General features: G+C 72.3%; 22 protein-coding genes. 12 read left to right on the top strand and 10 right to left on the bottom strand.

Going from position 1 to position 19,391, the window contains the following annotated elements; genetic code table 11:
* The first annotated feature begins 83 nt into the window (after positions 1 to 83).
* Both ACAX67_RS13460 and ACAX67_RS13455 read left to right on the top strand, forming a co-directional pair.
* Entirely contained in the window at positions 84 to 506 is a 423-nt protein-coding gene (locus ACAX67_RS13460; RefSeq protein WP_370704359.1) for a thioredoxin family protein, read from the top strand.
* Positions 503 to 928, top strand: a complete 426-nt coding sequence (locus ACAX67_RS13455; protein WP_370704358.1) for a DUF4395 domain-containing protein — start codon at positions 503 to 505, stop codon at positions 926 to 928. Before ACAX67_RS13460 ends, ACAX67_RS13455 begins: the two co-directional genes overlap by 4 nt.
* Positions 929 to 937: 9 nt before the next feature.
* Here the strand turns inward: ACAX67_RS13455 and ACAX67_RS13450 are convergent, their stop codons facing one another.
* The gene (locus ACAX67_RS13450; RefSeq protein ID WP_370704357.1) at positions 938 to 2,458 is read right to left on the bottom strand and encodes an asparagine synthase-related protein; all 1,521 of its coding nucleotides are present in this window, start codon (positions 2,456 to 2,458) and stop codon (positions 938 to 940) included.
* 496 nt (positions 2,459 to 2,954) lie between these two features.
* Between ACAX67_RS13450 and ACAX67_RS13445 the strand changes: the two genes are divergently transcribed.
* Genes ACAX67_RS13445 through ACAX67_RS13435 form a run of 3 tightly spaced genes read left to right on the top strand, consistent with a single transcriptional unit; the run spans position 2,955 to position 4,502 of the window.
* The gene (locus ACAX67_RS13445) at positions 2,955 to 3,374 is read left to right on the top strand and encodes a lasso peptide biosynthesis B2 protein (protein WP_370704356.1); all 420 of its coding nucleotides are present in this window, start codon (positions 2,955 to 2,957) and stop codon (positions 3,372 to 3,374) included.
* 10 nt (positions 3,375 to 3,384) lie between these two features.
* Positions 3,385 to 3,657, top strand: a complete 273-nt coding sequence (locus tag ACAX67_RS13440; RefSeq protein ID WP_370704355.1) for a PqqD family peptide modification chaperone — start codon at positions 3,385 to 3,387, stop codon at positions 3,655 to 3,657.
* Positions 3,654 to 4,502: a phosphoenolpyruvate carboxykinase (ATP) gene (locus ACAX67_RS13435; RefSeq protein ID WP_370704354.1), complete on the top strand. Its 849-nt coding sequence runs from the start codon at positions 3,654 to 3,656 to the stop codon at positions 4,500 to 4,502. The genes ACAX67_RS13440 and ACAX67_RS13435 overlap by 4 nt, the downstream gene beginning before the upstream one ends.
* On the opposite strand, the gene ACAX67_RS13430 is transcribed toward ACAX67_RS13435, so the two are convergent.
* From ACAX67_RS13430 to dtd, 3 genes are read right to left on the bottom strand one after another with little or no spacing between them, the layout of a single operon-like run.
* Positions 4,492 to 6,150, bottom strand: coding sequence for an ATP-binding cassette domain-containing protein (locus tag ACAX67_RS13430; protein ID WP_370704353.1), 1,659 nt, complete (start codon positions 6,148 to 6,150; stop codon positions 4,492 to 4,494). The two genes, ACAX67_RS13435 and ACAX67_RS13430, sit on opposite strands and share 11 nt — an antisense overlap.
* Positions 6,147 to 7,265, bottom strand: coding sequence for a nucleotidyltransferase family protein (locus ACAX67_RS13425; protein WP_370704352.1), 1,119 nt, complete (start codon positions 7,263 to 7,265; stop codon positions 6,147 to 6,149). The genes ACAX67_RS13430 and ACAX67_RS13425 overlap by 4 nt, the downstream gene beginning before the upstream one ends.
* Before the next feature lie 4 nt (positions 7,266 to 7,269).
* Positions 7,270 to 7,707: a D-aminoacyl-tRNA deacylase gene (gene dtd, locus ACAX67_RS13420; protein WP_370704351.1), complete on the bottom strand. Its 438-nt coding sequence runs from the start codon at positions 7,705 to 7,707 to the stop codon at positions 7,270 to 7,272.
* Positions 7,708 to 7,767: 60 nt separating this feature from the next.
* On the opposite strand from dtd, the gene ACAX67_RS13415 reads away from it, so the two are divergent.
* Both ACAX67_RS13415 and ACAX67_RS13410 read left to right on the top strand, forming a co-directional pair.
* Positions 7,768 to 8,628, top strand: coding sequence for a beta-keto acid cleavage family enzyme (locus ACAX67_RS13415; RefSeq protein ID WP_370704350.1), 861 nt, complete (start codon positions 7,768 to 7,770; stop codon positions 8,626 to 8,628).
* A 74-nt stretch (positions 8,629 to 8,702) separates the two neighbouring features.
* Positions 8,703 to 9,887, top strand: a complete 1,185-nt coding sequence (locus ACAX67_RS13410; protein WP_370704349.1) for a glycosyltransferase family 4 protein — start codon at positions 8,703 to 8,705, stop codon at positions 9,885 to 9,887.
* Between the two features lie 3 nt (positions 9,888 to 9,890).
* Here the strand turns inward: ACAX67_RS13410 and ACAX67_RS13405 are convergent, their stop codons facing one another.
* The 3 genes from ACAX67_RS13405 to ACAX67_RS13395 are packed head-to-tail and all read right to left on the bottom strand — an operon-like array spanning position 9,891 to position 12,087.
* On the bottom strand, positions 9,891 to 10,775 hold the full coding sequence (locus tag ACAX67_RS13405) for an SGNH/GDSL hydrolase family protein (protein WP_370704348.1): 885 nt from the start codon (positions 10,773 to 10,775) through the stop codon (positions 9,891 to 9,893).
* An 11-nt stretch (positions 10,776 to 10,786) separates the two neighbouring features.
* Positions 10,787 to 11,683: an SGNH/GDSL hydrolase family protein gene (locus ACAX67_RS13400; protein WP_370704347.1), complete on the bottom strand. Its 897-nt coding sequence runs from the start codon at positions 11,681 to 11,683 to the stop codon at positions 10,787 to 10,789.
* 41 nt (positions 11,684 to 11,724) lie between these two features.
* Positions 11,725 to 12,087 (bottom strand): DsrE family protein, encoded by a 363-nt coding sequence (locus tag ACAX67_RS13395; RefSeq protein ID WP_370704346.1) that lies wholly within the window; start codon positions 12,085 to 12,087, stop codon positions 11,725 to 11,727.
* A gap of 57 nt (positions 12,088 to 12,144) precedes the next feature.
* Here ACAX67_RS13395 and ACAX67_RS13390 point away from each other — a divergent pair, with 57 nt between their 5' ends.
* The 5 genes from ACAX67_RS13390 (at position 12,145) to ACAX67_RS13370 (ending at position 16,592) form a co-directional block, all read left to right on the top strand.
* Entirely contained in the window at positions 12,145 to 12,639 is a 495-nt protein-coding gene (locus tag ACAX67_RS13390; RefSeq protein ID WP_370704345.1) for a heme-binding beta-barrel domain-containing protein, read from the top strand.
* Positions 12,632 to 13,054 (top strand): Fur family transcriptional regulator, encoded by a 423-nt coding sequence (locus ACAX67_RS13385; protein WP_370704344.1) that lies wholly within the window; start codon positions 12,632 to 12,634, stop codon positions 13,052 to 13,054. The genes ACAX67_RS13390 and ACAX67_RS13385 overlap by 8 nt, the downstream gene beginning before the upstream one ends.
* The gene (gene ygfZ, locus ACAX67_RS13380; protein WP_370704343.1) at positions 13,054 to 14,016 is read left to right on the top strand and encodes a CAF17-like 4Fe-4S cluster assembly/insertion protein YgfZ; all 963 of its coding nucleotides are present in this window, start codon (positions 13,054 to 13,056) and stop codon (positions 14,014 to 14,016) included. Before ACAX67_RS13385 ends, ygfZ begins: the two co-directional genes overlap by 1 nt.
* Positions 14,017 to 14,344: 328 nt before the next feature.
* Entirely contained in the window at positions 14,345 to 15,697 is a 1,353-nt protein-coding gene (locus ACAX67_RS13375; protein ID WP_370704342.1) for an HNH endonuclease signature motif containing protein, read from the top strand.
* Between the two features lie 160 nt (positions 15,698 to 15,857).
* Positions 15,858 to 16,592, top strand: a complete 735-nt coding sequence (locus tag ACAX67_RS13370) for a class I SAM-dependent methyltransferase (protein ID WP_370704341.1) — start codon at positions 15,858 to 15,860, stop codon at positions 16,590 to 16,592.
* Here the strand turns inward: ACAX67_RS13370 and ACAX67_RS13365 are convergent.
* From ACAX67_RS13365 to ACAX67_RS13355, 3 genes are read right to left on the bottom strand one after another with little or no spacing between them, the layout of a single operon-like run.
* Positions 16,549 to 16,788 (bottom strand): hypothetical protein, encoded by a 240-nt coding sequence (locus ACAX67_RS13365; RefSeq protein ID WP_370704340.1) that lies wholly within the window; start codon positions 16,786 to 16,788, stop codon positions 16,549 to 16,551. The genes ACAX67_RS13370 and ACAX67_RS13365 overlap by 44 nt on opposite strands.
* 14 nt (positions 16,789 to 16,802) lie before the next feature.
* Positions 16,803 to 18,302, bottom strand: a complete 1,500-nt coding sequence (locus ACAX67_RS13360; protein WP_370704339.1) for an MFS transporter — start codon at positions 18,300 to 18,302, stop codon at positions 16,803 to 16,805.
* Between the two features lie 35 nt (positions 18,303 to 18,337).
* Entirely contained in the window at positions 18,338 to 19,381 is a 1,044-nt protein-coding gene (locus ACAX67_RS13355) for an LCP family protein (RefSeq protein ID WP_370704338.1), read from the bottom strand.
* Positions 19,382 to 19,391 lie beyond the last annotated feature (10 nt).

Genomic DNA, 19,391 nt, shown 5'->3' with positions numbered 1-19,391 from the left:
CTCCGCAGGAAGTGTGATCGGTATGACCACGCACACGGCGGCTCCCGGAATCCCGGGGGCCGCCGCGTGCGTTGGAGCCTGATGTGACCGGCATCGTGATCCTCGCCGTGGCCGCGCTCGTCGCGGTCGGCTTCGGGCTGCACCGGCGGCGCACCGACGGGCGCTTCGTCACCTCCGAGGCGACCACCTGGAGCCAGGTCGCGGCCTCGCTGCCCACGGCCGAGCCGGGCACGCGCGCCACGCTCGTGCAGTTCTCCTCGGCCTTCTGCGCCCCGTGCCGCACCGCCCGGGTGGTGCTCTCCGACGTCGCCGCACGCGAGGCGGGCGTCGAGCACGTCGAGATCGACGCGGAGCAGCACCTCGACCTGGTGCGCGCCCTGGACGTACGGCGGACGCCCACCACCCTGATCCTCGACGGCACCGGTCACGAGGTGCTGCGCGCGACCGGCGCGCCCCAGCGCAGCCAGGTGCTCGCTGCGCTCGCCTCCTCGGGAGCCGCCTCGTGAAGATCGATCCGCGCGGACCGCGCTTCACCGCCTCGGTGACCGCCGTGCTGCTCGCCGTCACCCTGCTGGTGCCCGATGGCGCCGCCACGGTGCTCATCGCGGTGCAGACGGTGTTCTTCGCGATCGGGGTGCTGGCCGGCGTACCCCACACCCCGACGGGGCTGGTCTTCCGGCACCTCGTCCGGCCGCGCCTGTCGCCGCCGACCGCGATGGAGGACGCGGCGCCGCCCCGCTTCGCGCAGGGCGTGGGCCTGGTGTTCGCGGTGGTCGCTCTGGTCGGCTACCTCACCGGCGCGACGGTCGTCGCGCAGGTCGCCGTCGGCTTCGCGCTCGTCGCCGCGCTCCTCAACGCCGTCTTCGGCCTCTGCCTGGGCTGCGAGCTCTACCTCTTCGGCCTGCGCGCCGCCCGCCGGACGGCGTAGCCGCCGACCCTAGGAGGCGGCGGCGAGCACCTCGTCCTCGTACCAGACGGCGAACGCGCCGAGCGAGAACGCCCGGCCGTAGACGGCCTGCCACAGCTGTGCCGTCGCGGGGTCGGTGAGCCCCCGGTGCAGACCCGCCTCGAGCGCGTCGAGGTCGAGGAACTGCGGCACCGACGGGGAGGCGCGCAGCTGCTCGAGGAGGGCTCGGTAGGCCGGCTCCGCGGCGGCGACCCAGAGACCGACGTCGGCCGCCTGGGCGCCGAACGTACGGCGCCAGCGGATCCGGTCGGGCACGAGGCCCTCCGCGGCCGACCGGGCGAGGCCCCGGTCCCAGCCGGAGGCGATCCACGACTCCTCCGGCAGGCGCAGCGCGAGCGCGACCACCTCGGGGTCGGACAGCGGGTCGCTCCACCAGACCGTCTCGGACAGGTTCTGGGCGGCGCCGATGCGCGACTCGTCGTTGAGCGCGAAGTCGACCCAGCGCTGCCGGGTGGCCGGCAGGTGCCCCTCGATGAGGGCCAGCTGCGCGATCGCGGCGTCGCTCACGAGCTCGCGCCGGAAGGGCAGGTCGGCCGTGCCCAGGGGGCGACCGGGCCCCGGCGCGATGCCCCGGCGGGCCCGGGTCCAGGCGAGCAGCCGCTCGGGCGCGGCCTCACGGGCCACGTCGCGGGCCGCGCCCGCCCACGGCCGGCCGGCCCCGTGCCGCGCGCGCACCTGCCGCAGGACGGCGCCCAGGCGACCGGAGCGCGCGAGGTGCCGCACGATGCCGGCGGCCTCGCGGGAGAAGGTGGCGTTGCCCGACGAGCCCGTCAGCAGCACCGGGGACCCGGTCCGCTCCGCCCGTCGGACGACCTCGTTGAGCCAGACCTGGTTGGCCGGGTTGAACGGCGGGTGCCAGGTGCGGCGGATCATCCAGTCGTCGGCCGCCAGCGGCGTCGTGCCGTCGAGGTTGACCACCTCGTCGAGGTCGATGCCCGGCACGGTCGCTGCCATCGCGGCCGCGTAGGGCCCGTCGTCGGCCTCCCAGATCCCGCCCGGCTCGTCGGCGCCCGGGAGCGGCCGGTGCGTCAGGGCGCGGACCCGGCGTCCCTGCGGTCCGAGGAGTGCGGCCGCCGTACCGACGACCATGCTGGAGTCGAGGCCGCCCGACAGCGTCGCCGCGACGTCGCCATCAGCCGGCAGGGAGGCCTCGACGGCGTCCCGCACGGCGTCCCGCACCAGCCCCGGGGCCTGCTCCGGCCGGATCGAGCGGTCCTCCTCGAGTGCGGGACGCCACCACCGCTCCACGCGGGGCGCCCGCCCCGGGCTCAGGTGGAGCGCCGTGCCGAAGGGCAGGCGTCGTACGCCGTCGTAGACCGTGCGCTCGGCGTCGTCGTGGAGCGCGGCGAAGTCGGCGAGCTTGGCCAGGTCGAGAGCCGGCGGGCGGGCGAGCCGGCCGATGACGTGGGCCGGGTGGATCCCGACGACGATGCGGCCGCCCGCGTCGGCGTGGAGGACCGACTGCTCGGCCCGGCTGCCGGACGCCACCACCGCCGAACCGTCGGCGCGCAACTGGGCCGCGGCGAATCCCTGGCGGACGGGCGCCGGGCCGCGGCACCCGCGGTCGAGCCAGCGGAGCAGCGCGTCGTCGTCGCGCGGTCCCGGCCCAGAAATGACGAACAGGCCCGGTCGGGCCTGTTGCCAAGGCCCCGCGAGCTCGAGTGCTGGAGCGGGGTGGGTGGTCAGCGGTTCAGGAGGTCTTGCCCTTGAGGAAGCCGCCGTCGGGGATGATGCCGCTGGCGTTCTCCGCGTCCTTGGCGGTCGCAAGTGGGGCGACGGTGGGCTTCGCCCAGGTCTTCTTCGTCGTCATGTCCATGCCTCCCTCGGGCACCCCGTGGTGCCGGCGAGATTGAAGTCTCTGTCATCAGGGGCCCCTTTGCCAAGCCGCGGCGCCCCTCTCTTGATCGTTCAACGTGGCTCGCGGTCAAAGGTCACACCGGCCGTTGTCTGATCTGGTATCAGCCGCGCGCACCCCTACCCTGGTGCCGTGGGGAGGTTCCGACACCGGCTGCGGGTGCTCGAGGCGCTCGCGCTGCTGCTGGTGGCGCGGGTGCTGCGGGTGCTGGTGCCCATGCGCCGCTGGTCGCGGGTGCTCGGTCCGACCGGCGCGCCCACGGCCGAGACCGTGCCCGGTGCGCCGACCGGGGCCGAGGCCGACGTCTCCCGGGCGGTCGTCTCAGGGTCCTACCGGCTGCGGTCCAACTGCCTGGAGCAGGCGTTCGCGGCGACGGTGATGCTGCGGGCGCGGGGCCGTCGCGGGGTGGTCGTGATCGGGCTGGACCGTGCCGACCCGTCCGCCGCTCCGCACGCGTGGCTGGTCGCGCCGTCCGGGCGGGTGGTGGTCGGTGCGGAGGTGATGGACCGGTACGTGCCGGTCAGCCAGTTCGGACGGCCCGCGGGGTCGTAGGGTGATCGCCATGGTCCAGGCGGGGAGCACCATCAGGCGCAGCGACGGGGTGGTCGAGGCGCAGTTCGACGACGTACGCGTGGTCCTCAACGAGGACCTGGCCTACCTCGGCCTCAACGACGTGGGGCAGCGGATCTGGGACCTGCTCGAGTCGCCGCGCACCGTCGCGGACCTGGTCGCGGTGCTGGTGGAGGAGTACGACGTGAGCGAGACCGAGTGCGTCTCCGACGTGTCGAGGTACGTCGACGCGCTGGCCGAGCACAAGCTGGTCCGCCTCTCGTGATCCTCTCCGCGCCGCCGCTCACCCGCGACGTGCTCGGGGTGCCGGTCGTCGAGGGGCCGGTGCCGGCGCCGTGGGACGCCGCGATCATGAGGGACGACGCGATCTGGGCCGACCACGACCGACTGCTCCTCGACGCCGAGGACGCGGCGGTCCACGTCACCGCCGACAGCGTCACCTTCGAGCTGCGCGGCTCCGCCTCGCGGGCCGAGCACGACTGGCTCCTCTACGCCACGGCCGTGCGCGCGGTGCTCAGCTTCCGGCACCGCTTCAACCTGCACGGCACGCTCGTCATCTCGCCCGGAGACCGCGCCGTCGCCGTGCTCGGCACGTCGATGGCGGGCAAGTCGACGACCACGATGGAGCTGCTGCGGCGCGGTTGGCGGTTCGCGTGCGACGACATCGTCGAGGTGTCGGTGGGGGACGGCGGCGTGGTCGCCCACCCCGTCGCCCGGCCGGTCCACCTCTCCGACGCCGCGGCCCGGATGGCCGGTGCCGACCCGGCGGTCGGACAGGTGCTCCCGGGGCGCGAGAAGCGGGCCTACGTGCTCGAAGGCGACCTCACGCCCCGCCCTCTGGCGGGGATGGTGCTGCTCGGCGCGCGCGCCGAGGGGTCCGTGGTCGAGACCCGGCGCGTGGAGCCGCTCGCGGCCGTGCCGTCGATCGCCGCCTCGGCCGACCGCTACGGCATCCTCCACCTGCCCGAGCACCGCGCCGCCATCGTGACGTGGGCGACCGCGGTGTGCCGTGCCGTGCCGCTGTGGGACCTGCGCCGGCCGGCCGAGGGAGACTCGGTGGCCGCCGTGGCCGACGCGGTCGAGGAGCTCACCGGTCCCCTCAACGGCTGAGCCGGACCTCCAGGTCGGCGCGCTCGACCAGCGCCGCGCGGTGGGTGGCGAGGACGATCGCGCCGCCCGTGGCGACCAGCCGGTCCACCAGCCGGTCCATCACCGTGGCCTCGGTCGCCGCGTCGAGGGCGCTGGTCGCCTCGTCGAGCACGAGGAGCTCGGGGCGCCGGACGAGCGCCCGCGCGATGCAGAGCCGCTGCTGCTCGCCGCCCGAGAGCCGGGTGAAGTCGCCGAGCGGGGTGTCGAGCCCGTCGGGGAGGCCGCGCACGACCTCGGCCGCACAGGCCGTCTCGAGCGCGTCCCAGAGGTCGTCGTCGGTGGTCGGCCGGTTGGCCGACCAGGTCAGGTTGGTGCGGACGGTGCCGGGCACCAGCACCGTCTCCTGCGGCACGTAGCCGATCCGCGCCCGCCAGGCGGCGAGGTCGGCCCGCGGCCGGCCGCCGACCAGCACCTCGCCCGACGCGGGTTCGAGCAGGCCGAGGACGACGTCGAGCAGGGTGGACTTGCCGGCCCCGCTCGGCCCGGTGACCACGACCAGCTGGGAGGGGCCCACGACCAGGTCGAGGCGGTCGAGGACGGGGGCGTCGTCGTACGCCACCGTGAGGGCACGCAGCTCCAGCGGAGGGGCGCCGGGCACCGGCGGCTCGACCGCCGTGGTGGCGGCAGCCTCGTGGTCGACGGCGGTCTCCGCGATCAGGCGGTGCACCTCGTCGAGCGCCGGCGCGTAGTGGGCGAAGAGCTGCAGGGTGTCGAGCAGCATCCGGGCGGCGGCGGAGAGCCGGGTCGCCACGACCGCGAGCGCGATCACCTCCGCGACGCTCAGCCCGATCTCGCGCCCGACCACCACCAGCACCACCGCGGCGGCGACGCTGAGCGCGTTGAGCGCGGCGGACAGGCCGGCCGAGATCTCCACGAACCGGTGTTGGGCGGCCCGTCCGCGCGTCGCGCCGGTGCGGAGCAGCTCGGTCCACTCGGCTGCGGCGTCGTGGGCGCGGATCAGGCGCAGCGATGCCAAGGAGTCGGTGACCGTGGCGCCGAAGAGCGCGTTGCGCTCGCTCCACGCGACACCGAGCACGATGCTGCGCCGGACACTGGCCCGGCCGACGACGGCGACGAGCACGAGCGACACCAGCGCGAGCAACCCGATCAACGGCGAGATGGCGATGGCGACCGCCGCGGTGGCGACCACGAGCGCCGCCTGCACGCCGCTGTCGAGCAGCATCGCGAAGCCCGCCTCGGCGCGCTCGATCTCGGTCGTGGTCGCCTGCACGACGTCGCTGCGGCGCTGCCGCACGACGTAGGACCACCGTGCTCCCAGGACGCCCTCGAGCGCCTGGAGCCGCAACCGGTCGGTGGTGCGGATGCGCAGGTCGCTGCCGAGGACCGCGATCAGCCAGCCCGTGCCCGCGCGGAGGAGCACGACGACCCCGACCGCCGTGTAGAGCGCCCCGGCCTCGAGGCGGGTGCCCACGACCGGAAGACGGACGTCGTCGACGCCCGCGAGGTGCTGCACGAACGGCACCAGGAGCGCCAGCACGGCCGCTTCCAGCACGGCCGCCAGCAGCTGCAGCGCCTCGAGCCGGGCGACGGCCCAGGGCCCGCACGCCTCTGTCACCGCGCGGAGGTGCGCGCGGAGCCGGGGGATCACAGCTCGGTCCTCCAGCCCGCGAGCTTCCAGCTCACCTGGTGCAGACGATGTCCCACCGACGCGGCGATCGCTCTCGCCGGCTCGGGATCGTGCGAGGTGACGGTGCTCGCCGGGGGGAGCAGCAGGGTGACGGCGTTGAGCGCGAGGTCCCGCGGCGAGCGGCTGGTCCGCCAGCGGAAGGCCGCCTGCCGCCAGGTGCGCTGGCCGGGCACCACGGCGTGGCGCACGGGAGCGGCCTGCGCGCGGAGCATGCGGGGGAGCGGCGTCCGGGTGCGGTCGAAGCGCGGCGCTCCCGCCGGCAGGCCGAGCGCGGCCTGCACGGCGCTCAACGTCTCGACGCCCGCGGGATCGGTGACCTCGTGCGGCACCCCGGGATCGCGGGTGAGGCGGTGCACGTCGACCAGGCTGCGCAGCGACTCCCACCCGTCCTTGGCCGCGTGGTGCAGCGAGTGCGCGAACGTGTCGGCGACGCCGAGCGTGTCCACCTCCACCGGACCCACCTTGATCGCCGCGCGGCGCGCCCACAGCTCGTCGAAGGCCGGCAGGCCGTCGTACGTCGGGCCCAGGCGCCAGTGCAGGTCGATCGTCTCGGTGCCGCGGTCGAACGCCATCTCGTGGGCGCCCCACCGCTGGTAGCGCCAGGCCCAGCTCCCCTGGTCCGCGGTGTACGTCGGCCGCACCTCCCACCCCGCGGCGCCGATCGCGCTCGCGGCCGCTGCGAGCGCGCCGGGTGGCACGAGCACGTCGACGTCGCCCTCGCCGCGCGCGGCGGGGTCGCCCGTCGTGAGCGTCGCGAGCGCGGCGCCCTTGAAGAACAGGTGCGGGATGTCCGCGAGCAGCTCGTCGACGCTCGCGAGCAGCCGGATCTGGGCCAGCGCGCCCAGTCGTTCCTCGTCGCGCTGGGCGACCACGGCCCGGCGGACGCGACCGGTGAGGCCCAGGGCGTCGGCGTGGTCGGCGAGCACGAGCGAGACCCGGTGCCGGGCGACGGCCTCTGCGAAGTCGGCGTCGGCCACCTGGCCCTGCCACGACCACGCGGGCTCCGCGCCACCCTCGACCGCGAGCGCCGCGCGCACCGCCCGCCGGACGTGGGACACGGCGGCAGGCGACAACACGTGCTCAGTCTGTCGGATCGCGCTCCAGGAGCACGGTGAACGGGCCGTCGTTGACCGACGCGACCTCCATCATCGCGCCGAAGACGCCCCGCTCGACGCGGGTGCCGAGCCGCTCGAGGCCGGCGCAGACGGCGTCGTAGAGCGGCTCGCTCACGGGACCGGGAGCCGCCCGCGTCCAGGACGGCCGGCGGCCCTTGCGCGCGTCGCCGTACAAGGTGAACTGGCTGACCACCAGGACCGCCGCCCCGGTGTCGGCGACCGACCGCTCGTCGCGCAGGATGCGCAGGTCGCGGATCTTGCGCGCCATCCACTCGGCCTCGTCCGTGCCGTCGCCGTGGGCGACGCCGAGGAGGACCAGCAGGCCGGGCTCGTCGATCGCGCCGACCACGGCTCCGTCGACGGTCACCGATGCCGACAGGACCCGCTGCACGACTGCTCGCATGTCGACCATTCTCTCGCGCCCGACGCGACAAATCCTCCGGTGATCTGACACGATGACAGGATGGAGACGAGGAAGAACGCCGTAGACCCGCAAGCATTGCTGATCACGGTGGCGCCCACGGGAGCCGAGACCGCGAAGGCCGACTGCCCGCAGCTGCCGACGACGCTCGAGGAGCTGGTGCGCACGGCCCAGGAGTGCGAGGCGGCCGGGGCGGCGATGATCCACGTCCACATCCGCGACGACGAGCACCGCCCGACCCTCGACCTCGCCCGGCTGACCGACACGGTGCAGGCGCTGCGCGAGAGCACCGACCTGGTGGTCCAGCTCTCGACGGGCGGTTCGGTGCACGACCCGCTCGACCACCGCCTCCGGGTGCTCGACGCCCAGCCCGACTCCTGCAGCCTCACGATGGGCACCACCAACTTCGGCGACGACGTCTTCAGCAACCCCTGGCCGTTCGTCTGCGAGCTGTACCAGCTCAGCCAGGAGCGCCAGGTCGTGCCCGAGTTCGAGCTCTTCGACCTCGGCCAGGTCGCGGCGCTGCACCGCCTGCTCGACAGGTTCGGCCTGCCCTACGGCGGCCGGGTGCACTGCGACCTCGTCATGGGCGTGCCCGGCGGCATGCCCGGCACCGCCGACGCGCTCGTCGCCTCGGTCGCCGCGCTCCCGGCGCAGGTGACCAGCTGGTCGGCGACCGGCATCGGCCGCACCACGCTCCCCGTCGCGCTCGCGGCCCTGAGCAAGGGCGGCCACCTGCGCGTCGGCATGGAGGACGTCGTCACCATCAGCCGCGGCGTGCCGGTCGAGAGCAACCGGCAGCTGGTCGAGCGGGCGGCCGCGATCGGCGAGCTGGCGCAGCGCCGGCCGATGACCACGGTGGAAGCGCGCACGTTCCTGGGACTACCGTCTACTGCGGTGTGACTTACCGGTAACCGGCTCGTTAGCGCATCGGGGGAAGAACCGGTTCTATTCATCTCCAGGGAGGGGCGTCCCGGGTGCGTGTCCTTGTTCACGACTACAGCGGTCATCCGTTCCAGGTCGAGCTGAGCGGTGAGCTGGCCCGTCGCGGCCACGACGTGACCCACTCGTGGTGCGACGCGCACGTGTCCGGAAAGGGCAACCTCGGCGGCTACCCCGACGTCCGGTTCGAGGCGATCGGCCAGGGCGAGGTCGTGGAGAAGCTCAGCTTCGGCAAGCGGCTCGGGCAGGAGCTGCGCTACGGCGTCCAGCTCGCCCGCCAGATCCGCCGGCGCCGTCCCGACGTGGTGCTCTTCGGCAACGTCCCCGTGCCGATGATGGCCGTCGTCACCTGCTACCTCGTGGTGACGCGCACGCCGTGGGTCTCCTGGCAGCAGGACGTCCAGGGCATCGCGATGCGCTCGTTCGCGGGCACCAAGCTGGGCAAGGGCTTCCTCGTCTTCGCCACGATCGCGGGATGGATCGAGCGGTGGTGCAACCGCCGCGCCGACGCGATCGTGGTCATCTCCAACGCCTTCCTCGACGTGCACCGCAAGTGGGGCACCGCCGGGAAGACGAGCGTGATCCCCAACTGGGCGCCCCTGGGCGAGCTGGTGCCGACCCCGCGCGACAACGCGTGGGCGCAGGAGCACGACCTCGTCGACGCCCCCAACCTGGTCTACTCCGGCACCCTCGGCCTCAAGCACAACCCGCGGCTGCTCGTGCAGCTCACCAAGGCCGTGCGCGACCGCGGTGTCCCCGCCCAGCTCACCGTGGTCACCGAGGGGCAGGCGGTCGACGAGCTCGCCGACGAGGCCACCACGCTCGGCGTACCGATCACGCTCCTGCCGTTCCAGCCCTACGAGCGCCTCTCGGAGGTGCTGGGCTCCGGTGACGTCCTCGTCGTCGTGCTCGACAAGTCCGCCGGTGCGTTCTCCGTGCCGTCGAAGACGCTGTCCTACCTCTGTGCCGCCCGCCCCGTCGTCGGCCTGATGCCCGACGAGAACCTCGCCGCGCAGCTCATCGACGCGGCTGGCGGCTTCGTCGGCTCGCCCGACCTCGGCTCGATCCCGGCGGCCGCCGACTGGGTGGTCGAGGTGCTCTCCAACGACGAGGAGCGGGAGAAGCTCGGCCAGCGCTCGCGCGAGCTCGCGGAGCGCGAGTTCGAGCTCAGCCTGTGCGGTGCGAGGTTCGAGGAGATCCTCCTCCGCGTCGCCCGCTGACGGTCACGACCTGATGGCCGCCAGCACCAGCTTGGCGACCTCCTTGCCCTCCACCGGGTAGGGGTGCCACGCCGCCGCGTCGCCACTCTTGGGTCGCGGGAAGCCTGCCACCCACGGGTGCTTCGAGCACACGTCGTGGCCCTTGCTCGCGGCATACATGTCGATGTAGGTCGCGTCGATCTTCTCCGCGCCCTTCTCCAGGCCCTTGTTGACGCCCTTGATGATCCGGCGCGCGTAGGCGTAGTCACCGTGGGGGAGCGGGAACTTCTTGCAGCTGCCCTTGTCCGGCGCGACGCGCGGGTAGGAGATCACGACGATGCGGGCCTCCGGCGCCCGCTCCCGGACCGTGACGAGCGCCTTCTCGATGGCGTCCTGGGCCTCGGGGATGATCACGGCGAGCCGCTTCTTGCCCTGGTCCTTGTCGAGCTCGGTGCAGGGGTCGCCCTCCTTGTCGGTGAGCGAGAGCAGCGAGCACTGGATGATGTGGGCGTAGAGCGACTTGTCGTTGGCGCCGAGCCGGAAGGTGATCAGCGCCGTGTCCTCGTCGACGTCGGCGAGCTGCGGCGGGTGCCCGACATCGAGCTGCTGGCGCTTCAGGGTGCCCGTGGTGGCGCCGCTGCAGCTGTTGTCGACCAGGTCGGCGCCGGTCGCCCGAGCGATGCGGTGCGGGTAGTTGACCACGGTGTTCTGGCACTCGCCGCTGTCCGGAGCCTTGTGGCCGGTGCGGGGGGCGGAGGTGTAGGAGTCGCCGAGCGCGACGTACTGGTCGCCGACGTGGACCTGGTACTTCCAGTCCGGCGTGGCCGGCGGGCCGGGGTCGTCCTTGCAGCCCGTGAGAGCGGTCGCCACCGCGAGGAGGGCGATGACCAGGGCCGATCGGGGCTTCACGCTGCGCAACCCTACGGCCGCTCGAGCTGTGCCAGCACCAGGCGGGCCACGGCCTGACCCTCGGCCGTGAACGGGTGGAAGGCCACCGCAGCGCCGGGGACCGGCTCGATGCCGGCCATCCAGGGCTCGTCCGAGCAGGTGTCGTGGCCGGCGCTGACCTCGGTCATGTCGATGTAGGGCGCGTCGATCGCCTCCGCGCCGGCGCGCAGCGCGTCGTTGAGCCCGTCGAGGATCCGGTGCGCCCACGCCTCGTCGCCGGGCGGGAGGGGGAACAGGTCGCACGAACCCTCCGGCGGGAGGATCTGCGGGTAGCCGATGACGAAGATCCGGGCGTTGGGCGCACGGTCGCTGACCGCCTGCAGCGCCGCCTCGACCTTGGACTCCAGCTGGGGGAGCACCTCGTCGGCAGCGCCCTGGGGCGAGGTGCGGTCGAGGTCGGTGCAGGGCTCCGTGCCGCCGCCGAGCGTGCCGCGGGCGTCCGCGGCGGCGCACAGGAAGACCCGGGCGATGAGGCTGAAGTCGTTGGCGCCGAGCCGGAAGGTCACCAGGTCGGTGTCGTCGCTGAGCCCGTCGAGCTGCGCGTCGTTGACCTGCAGGCCCTTCGGGGTCGCCTGCGGCTGCTCGACGTCGTCGGTGCTCGCACCGTTGCAGCTGTTGTCGCGCAGCGAGACGCCGGTGGCCTGCGCGATCCGGTGGGGGTAGTTCACCTCGGTCTGGGAGCAGCCGCCGCCCTTGGTGACGGTGCCCGTGCCGGGCGCGGCCGTGTAGGAGTCGCCCAGGGCGACGTACTCGTCCCCCTTGCCGATGGCGTACGACGCCTCGTCGCTCTTCTTCCCACCGTCGTCGCACGCGGCCAGCAGGCCCGCCACGACGAGGCCGGCGCAGGCGGCGGCGAGCGGTCTGAGCACGTCCAAACCCTACGGCTCAGGCGGTGATGGACCGGGCGCGGTCAGTAGACGAGCGCCTGCACGCCGTCGCGCAGGCACTCCTCGACGAAGACCGGCGCGCCGGCGATGCGTACGCCGGCCAGCACGTCACCCTCCCCGATCCCGCGGCGTGCGGCGCACTGGGAGCACACGGTGACGCTGCCCAGCTCGAGGACCGTGGCCAGCAGGTCCGGCACCGGGGTCGCGAGCGGGAGCTCCAGCTCCGCGGCGCGCCCGGGCGTCGCGAGCCAGACCGACTCCCCGGTCAACCAGAGCGAGACCGGGACGCCGGACGCGGCCGCGGTGGCCGCCACGGTGAAGCCCTGGTTGGCCCGCTCCGGCGCGTCGGTGCCGCAGGTGACCTTGACGACGAGCTCGCGTGCCATGCGGCCACCCTAGAGGTGGGCTCGCTCCTGGCGCCGCCCTCCCTAGAATGGCTGATCGTGGCCTTCCAGATCCCTGAGAACCTGCACCCCGACTGCGGACCCATCGCGTGGATGCTCGGCACGTGGCGCGGCAACGGGCACGGCGACTACCCGACGATCGAGAAGTTCCAGTTCGGGCAGGAGCTGATCTTCCAGCAGGACGGCCGGCCGTTCTTCCACTACATGGCCCGCTCGTGGATCGTCGACGACGAGGGCAACAAGGTGCGCGACGCCGCCCAGGAGACCGGCTTCATCCGGGCGCGCGGCGAGGGCCGCCTCGAGATGGTGCTCGCCCACAACACCGGCCTCTCCGAGATCTGGTACGGCCAGGCCGACGGCGGCAAGGTCGAGCTCCGCACCGCCGGCGTCGGGTTCACCGAGTCGGCCAAGGAGGTCACCGGCGGCCACCGGATGTACGGCAACGTCGAGGGCGACCTGCTCTACGCGTTCGACATGGAGGCCGTGGGCCAGGAGCTGCAGCCGCACCTGTGGGCCAGGTTGCAGCGTGCCTGACGAGGCGGACTGGCGGCAGGCCCTTCGCGAGAAGGGCTACCGCCTCACGCCCCAGCGCGAGCTGATCCTGGCGGCCGTCGACGACCTCGGCCACGCCACACCCGACGAGGTGCTGGCCCACGTCCAGCAGCAGGTCTCCACCGTGAACGCCTCGACCGTCTACCGCACGCTCGAGGTGCTCGAGGAGCTCGGCCTCGTGCGCCACGCCCACCTGAGCGACCGCGCTCCGACGTACCACTCCACTCGCGGGCACGAGCACTTCCACCTGGTCTGCCGCCAGTGCCACAAGGTGGTCTCGGTCGATGCGGGAGAAGCCGCGTCGTTCGTGGAATCCCTGGGCACCCGTCATGCGTTCTCCCCAGACCTGGGTCACCTGACCGTGTTCGGTCGGTGCCACGAATGTGAGGAGTCCTGATGAGGAGCCCCCTGCTCGACCTGCCCGGCGCGGTCGCCGGTGACGGGATCGACGCTCCCGTGGCCGCGCACTACGGATCGCTGCACGTCGAGCAGCGCGCGCTCGCCGCGGGGGAGGGCTTCGTCGACCTCTCGCACCACGACGTCGTCCGGATCAGCGGACCCGATCGGCTCACCTGGCTGCACTCGCTGACCACGCAGTACTTCGAGGGCCTGCAGCCCGGCGTCTGGACCGAGGCGCTGGTGCTCAGCCCCAACGGCCACGTCGAGCACTGGTTCGCCGGGGCCGACGACGGCGAGGCGTTCACCGCGCACACCGAGCCCGGCGCTGCCGCGGCCCTCGTGGACTTCCTCGACAGGATGCGCTTCATGATGCGCGTCGAGGTCGCCGACGTCAGCGCCGACCTGGCCGTCGCCTGGCGTCCGCCTTCCGACGGTCGAGGAGGTCGCCCTGGCGACCGTCCCGCGACTTACGACCTCGTCCCGCGCGAGCAGCTCGCCGTCTACGCCGAGGCTGCCGGTCCTGCCGCCGGCCTCTGGGCCTACGAGGCGCTGCGCATCGAGCGGGGCGAGCCGCGCTTCGGCATCGACACCGACCACCGCACGATCCCCAACGAGGTCGGATGGATCGGCCCCGCGGTGCACCTGGACAAGGGCTGCTACCGCGGACAGGAGACGGTCGCGCGGGTGCACAACCTGGGCCGCCCGCCCCGCCGGCTCACCCTCCTCCACCTCGACGGCTCGGAGAACCGCCTCCCCGCCGTCGGCAGCGACGTCGTCGACGGCGCCGGCAAGGTCGTCGGCCGCGTCGGCTCCTCCGCGCGCCACCACGAGCTCGGTCCCATCGGGCTCGCCCTCCTGAAGCGCAACGTCCCCGTCGACGCGCCCCTCGTCGTCGAGGGCATGCCCGTCGCGCAGGAGGTTGTCGTCGACCCCGAGATCGGCCTCCACTTCCGCCGTTGACGCAACGCCTGCCCCGTCCGCTCGTCGAGTAGCCGCCCCACCCGCTCGTCGAGTAGCCATCGCGAGGAACGAGCGACGGCGTTATCGAGACGCGGTGACGTCCCTACGGTCTCGCCTTGGGTGGTCGGTCCGGATTTTTGGATGGCGTGGTTGCGCGCCGCCGGGGTCGAGGTGCGGTCCCCCGGGCCCTGCCTCGGGTGGGAGGAGGCGTGAGGTGCTCCTGGTGGTGACGGACGCAGGAGTACGACGAGCATCCGCCCCACCCGTTGTCCACAGCCCGTCCTCGCTCCACCTCGAAGTGTCGGAGGTCTCGTGTTGAATACAGAACATGGAACTCGGGACCGCCTCGCTCTTCGACCTTCCCGCCACCGCGCGGGTCGAGGCCCACGAGCCGGCCGCGCCCTCACCCAACGATGAGCTGCTGATCGCGATCCGCGACAACCGTGGGGTCCTCGACAACGCACAGGTCACCGAGGTCAAGAAGATCGCGGACTGGGCACTCCTCCACATCGTGTCCGATGAGTCCGCTGCCGCCACGATCACCGAACGAGGCCTGGACACCGGCCTTCCCGTCGCGGGACCGGGTGCACCCCTGATCAGCGACTTCGCGGTCATGGAGCTCTCCGCGTTGTTGGGCCGATCTCTGGATTCGGGGCGCAGCTACATCGGCCAGGTCCTCGAGCTCTCCCACCGCCTGCCCCACACCTGGGACCGCCTCCTGTCCGGGGCCGTCCCGGTCTGGAAAGCCCTCCGCATCGCCGACCACACCAGATGCCTGCCGATGGATGCTGCCGCCCATGTCGACCGGCACCTCGCACCCTTCGCCCCCACCATCACCTGGATCCAGATCGGGCGCCTCGTCGAAGAGGCCCTGATCCGGTTCGACCCCCAGGCCGCGGAGGAGAAGCGGAAGAACGCCGCCGAGCACCGCGGTGTCGACCTGGGTCTGGACAACGTCGATGCCACCGGCATCGCCTACGGAACCACCGCCCTGGACGTCGAGGATGCTCTCGACCTCGAACAGGCCATCCAGCGCCGCGCCACGCTCCTGGGCCAGTGCGGCGACCACGACACCCTCGACGTGCGTCGTGCCAAAGCCCTCGGCGAGCTCGCCCGCGATGACCTGATGCTCGACCTACCCCTCGCCGACCCGGTCACCGGGGAGATCACCCGGGTCATCCCCGGGCGGACCACCGAGATCGTCTACCACCTCTCCGCCGACGCCACCCTCATCCGCTGCGGCAACCACCCCCTGCTCCCCGGACACCTCACCGACATCCTCACCAGCACCCCCGCCACCACCGGGAAGGTGACGATCCGGCCCGTCCTCGACCTCGCCGGGCACCAGCCCGTCGACGCCTACGAGACCCCCGATCGGCTCCGCACCCAGGTCCAGCTCCGCGACCCCCACTGCGTCTTCCCCCACTGCACCCAACCCGCCCAACGCTGCGACCTCGACCACATCCACCCCCACCACACCGGCGGCCCCACCTGCCCGTGCAACCTCGCCCCCCTCTGTCGAGGCCACCACCGCATGAAGACCGCCCACCACGCCACCTACCGGATGCTCCACCCCGGCACCTACCACTGGACCCTCCCCACCACCAGCTACCTCGTCGACCCCACCGGCACCCACCCCCTCACCACCCACCCCCGCACCACCGACCCGCCCCACCACTGACCACCCCGCCCCACACCCCGCCACCCAGCGTCGGCGGGGCTACAGGCATGCCTCGAGCCTGAGGTCCCACCGCTTCGGTCGGTCCGCGCCGGTGCCGGCCGACTCGCCGACGTGTTCCGATGGTCTGCGCGAAGGGCGAGGGTCTGCGACGATCCGTCGGGTGTTCTTCGACGACTACCCGGCCTTCTGCACCCCCGGCAGCACGGCCGCCTCGCCGCGGCGGCTGAACCTGCGCCACCAGGCGATGATCGAGGCCAACCGCGACGTGCTCGCCGGCGCTCGTGTCCTCGACCTCGCCAGCCACGACGGACGGTGGACGTTCGCGGCCCACAAGGCGGGGGCGCGGCACGTGACGGGCATCGAGGCGCGCCCGGAGCTGGTCGAGTCGGCGCGCAGCAACTTTGCGAGCTACCGCGTGCCGGAGGACCAGTACCGCTTCGTGCAGGGGGACCTGTTCGCCGCGTTGCGCCAGGAGCACTTCGACGTCGACGTCGTCCTGTGCCTCGGCTTCATCTACCACACGCTGCGCTACGGCGAGCTGTTCAGCGCGATCGCAGCGACCGGGGCGTCGTACTGCATCCTCGACACCAAGGTGCTCGTCCACGACGAGCCGATGATCTCCCTGATGTCGAACCGCACGGGTCGCCAGGCCAACGCGGCCGACGACGAGCACTCCCGCGACGGGCTGACCCTCGCGGGCTATCCGTCGCCGGCGGCGCTGGACCTGATGCTGGACGTCTACGGGTACGACGTCGAGGAGCGCTTCGACTGGGCCGGGCTCCTGGCGGGGGCACCGGGGTCCAAGGGCCTCAGTGGCTACTCGACGGGGGAGCGGGTCACGCTCAGGGCGGTCAGCCGGACGGCTGGAGGATCCCCTCGGGCCCAGGCACGATGAGCCCGTCGGCGACGGCGAGGGCGACGGCGCGGTCGAACCGGCCGCCCTCCCAGTAGCGCGCGCCGACGAGGTCGGCGAGGGTCTCCGGGCCGCAGGGCCCGGTGTCCTCGAGGGCCCGGACGATCTGACCCATCTCGTGGAAGACCTGGCGGTCTCGCTTGGTCTCCGTGGACGACTTCGGCGGGGGCATCGGCATGTCGGTCTCCCTTCTCAGGCGTGCTGCGGGGTGGTGGTCGAGTGGTCGGCGGACGAGCCGCTGTCGTCGTCCTCGGCGGTGAGCGGCTTCGCGATGCTCTCCAGCGACTGGCCCTCGGCCTTCACGCCGAGGAACGCGGCGACGATGCCACCGGCGATCATCAGCGCACCGCCGATGTAGTAGCCGAGCGCGATCGAGGAGATCCCGCCGCCCGCCTTGACGGCGTCGTCGATGAGCTTGCCGAAGAGCAGCGGCCCGGCGATACCGCCGGCGGCCGTGCCGATGGCGTAGAAGAACGCGATGCACAGCGCGCGGGTCTCCATGGGGAAGACCTCGCTGGCGGTCAGGTACGCCGCGCTGGCTCCTGCCGAGGCGATGAAGAAGATGATGCAACCCATCAGCGTGAGCGTGGTCGCGGTGTAGGAGTCCAGGGTCAGCCCGGTGATGACGAGCAGGATCCCCGACAGGCCGTACGTCACCGTGAGCATCCGCACCCGGCCGATCGAGTCGAAGAGCGGCCCGAGGAGCAGGGCCCCGGCGAAGTTGCTGAGCGCGAAGACCGCGATGTAGTAGCCGGTCTGGGTGACGCCCTCGAAGTTGGTGAGGGTGTCGCCGTACGTGAAGAAGAACGCGTTGTAGAGGAACGCCTGCCCCACGAAGAGCGAGAAGCACAGGATCGTACGGCGGGGATACATCGTGAACACGGTCTTGGCGATGAGCGGGAGGCTGATCGTCTTGCGCTGGCGCACGGTGATCGTCTCCGAGGCCTCGGGAAGGTCCTTGCCGGACTCCTTGCTCACCGTGCCCTCGATGTCGGTGACGATCTCCTCGGCCTCCTCCTCGCGGCCGTGGATGAAGAGCCAGCGGGGGCTCTCCGGCACCGCGCGCCGCACGATGAGGATGCCGACGGCGAGGATCGCGCCGAGGCCGAACGCGAGGCGCCAGCCGACCGACTGGTCGATGACCGTCGGGTCGAGCAGCGGGATGGTGAGGAGCGCACCGCCGGCGGCGCCGATCCAGAACGAGCCGTTGATCGAGACGTCGACCCGGCCGCGGTACTTGGCGGGGATCAGCTCGTCGATCGCGGAGTTGATGGCGGCGTACTCGCCGCCGATGCCGGCGCCGGTGAAGAACCGGGCGACGAAGTACCACAGCGGCGACATGGAGAACGCCGTCAGCACGGTGGCCGCGGTGTAGACGCCGAGGGTGAGGAGGAACAGCTTCTTCCGGCCGAAGCGGTCGGTGAGCTGCCCGAAGAAGAGCGCGCCGACGCAGGCGCCGGCGACGTACGTCGCCCCGGCGAGCCCGACGTCGAAGCTGCTCATGCCGAGCCCGGTCTTCGGGTTGGCAAGCGCGTCGGACATCGAGCCGACGATGGTCACCTCGAGCCCGTCGAGGATCCACACCGTGCCGAGCCCGATGACCACGAGCCAGTGCCAGCGGCTCCAGGGGAGCCGGTCCAACCGAGCCGGGATGTTGGTCGTGATCCGACCGGTCTCTACACCATGGGACATGCGGAGGCGTTACCCGGCCGCACACCCGCTCATACTCAGGGGACGTTCTCGGGCTTCGGCAGGAAGGCCACCGGGTGGTCCTTCTTGTAGCTGCCGAAGTCGTCCTTCGAGATCGCCGCGAAGAGCTCCTGCGACTTCGGGATGTCGAGGTTGACGATGCTCTGACCGTCGGACGAGGTGCCGGTGCCGTTGGTCGGCGCGGTCATCCAGTCGATGTGGCCGGCGCCCTTGCGGACCAGCTCGAGACCCAGCCCGCGCAGGTCGCCGTCGCTCCAGTCGTCGTCGAGGAGCAACAGCTTGCTCAGGTCGCCGATGAGGCCGGTCATCTTGATCGGGTTGGCCCGGGTGCCGTTGCGGGTGACCTCCCACAGCACCTGCCGCAGGAAGTTCTGCTGCCGGTTGATGCGGTCGAAGTCGCCGCGGGGGAGGGAGTGGCGCTCGCGCACGTAGGCCAGCGCGTCCTCGCCCTCCAGGTCCTGGGTGGTGCCGTCGGCCATCTCGACCGGCACTCCGCCGAGGGTCTTGGTGATGTCGCGGAAGCCCTCGAAGTCCACGATCGCCACGTGGTCGATGTAGATGTTCATCGTGTCCTCGAGCGTCTGCACGAGGAGATCGGGGCCGCCCCACGAGAACGCGGCGTTCATCTTCGCCATGCCGTGCCCGGGGATGTCGACCCAGGAGTCGCGCGGCACCGAGACGATCTGGCTGGTCTGGTGGTCCTCGGAGAGGTGCCAGATCATCATCGTGTCGCTGAGGATGCCGGTCTGGCCCTCCTGGATCCGCTTGCGCACGTCTTCGCCGCGGCCGTCGACACCGACGAGCAGGATGTTGAGCGCGCCCTCGGGCTGCACCCGTGCGGGCCGGTCGGGCCGGTCGAAGTCGGCGTCGAACCGCGGGATGTCCTTGATCTGGTTGTTGAGCACGATCAGCCAGGCGCCGATGGCGATCAGCAGGATCAGGGCGATCGACACCAGCACCGTGAGTGCCTTGTGGCGCCGGACGAAGCCCGGGACCTTGGCTCGGTGACTCGTCGGCGTGGCGTCCTCCGCACGCGGAGCATCGTGGCCCAGATCAACCATGCGTGTCTCT

The organism is Nocardioides candidus, assembly GCF_041321175.1.
GTDB lineage: Bacteria > Actinomycetota > Actinomycetes > Propionibacteriales > Nocardioidaceae > Nocardioides.
This window is presented reverse-complemented; position numbering and strand designations above follow the sequence as displayed.

What these genes read in the sequence shown, in the direction of transcription:
- ACAX67_RS13360 (WP_370704339.1), bottom strand. Translation starts at nt 18,302, where the DNA reads ATGTCCCATGGTGTAGAGACCGGTCGGATCACGACCAACATCCCGGCT.
- ACAX67_RS13440 (WP_370704355.1), top strand. Translation starts at nt 3,385, where the DNA reads ATGGTCCAGGCGGGGAGCACCATCAGGCGCAGCGACGGGGTGGTCGAG.
- ACAX67_RS13355 (WP_370704338.1), bottom strand. Translation starts at nt 19,381, where the DNA reads ATGGTTGATCTGGGCCACGATGCTCCGCGTGCGGAGGACGCCACGCCG.
- ACAX67_RS13395 (WP_370704346.1), bottom strand. Translation starts at nt 12,087, where the DNA reads ATGGCACGCGAGCTCGTCGTCAAGGTCACCTGCGGCACCGACGCGCCG.
- dtd (WP_370704351.1), bottom strand. Translation starts at nt 7,707, where the DNA reads ATGCGAGCAGTCGTGCAGCGGGTCCTGTCGGCATCGGTGACCGTCGAC.
- ACAX67_RS13365 (WP_370704340.1), bottom strand. Translation starts at nt 16,788, where the DNA reads ATGCCGATGCCCCCGCCGAAGTCGTCCACGGAGACCAAGCGAGACCGC.
- ACAX67_RS13415 (WP_370704350.1), top strand. Translation starts at nt 7,768, where the DNA reads ATGGAGACGAGGAAGAACGCCGTAGACCCGCAAGCATTGCTGATCACG.
- ygfZ (WP_370704343.1), top strand. Translation starts at nt 13,054, where the DNA reads ATGAGGAGCCCCCTGCTCGACCTGCCCGGCGCGGTCGCCGGTGACGGG.
- ACAX67_RS13375 (WP_370704342.1), top strand. Translation starts at nt 14,345, where the DNA reads ATGGAACTCGGGACCGCCTCGCTCTTCGACCTTCCCGCCACCGCGCGG.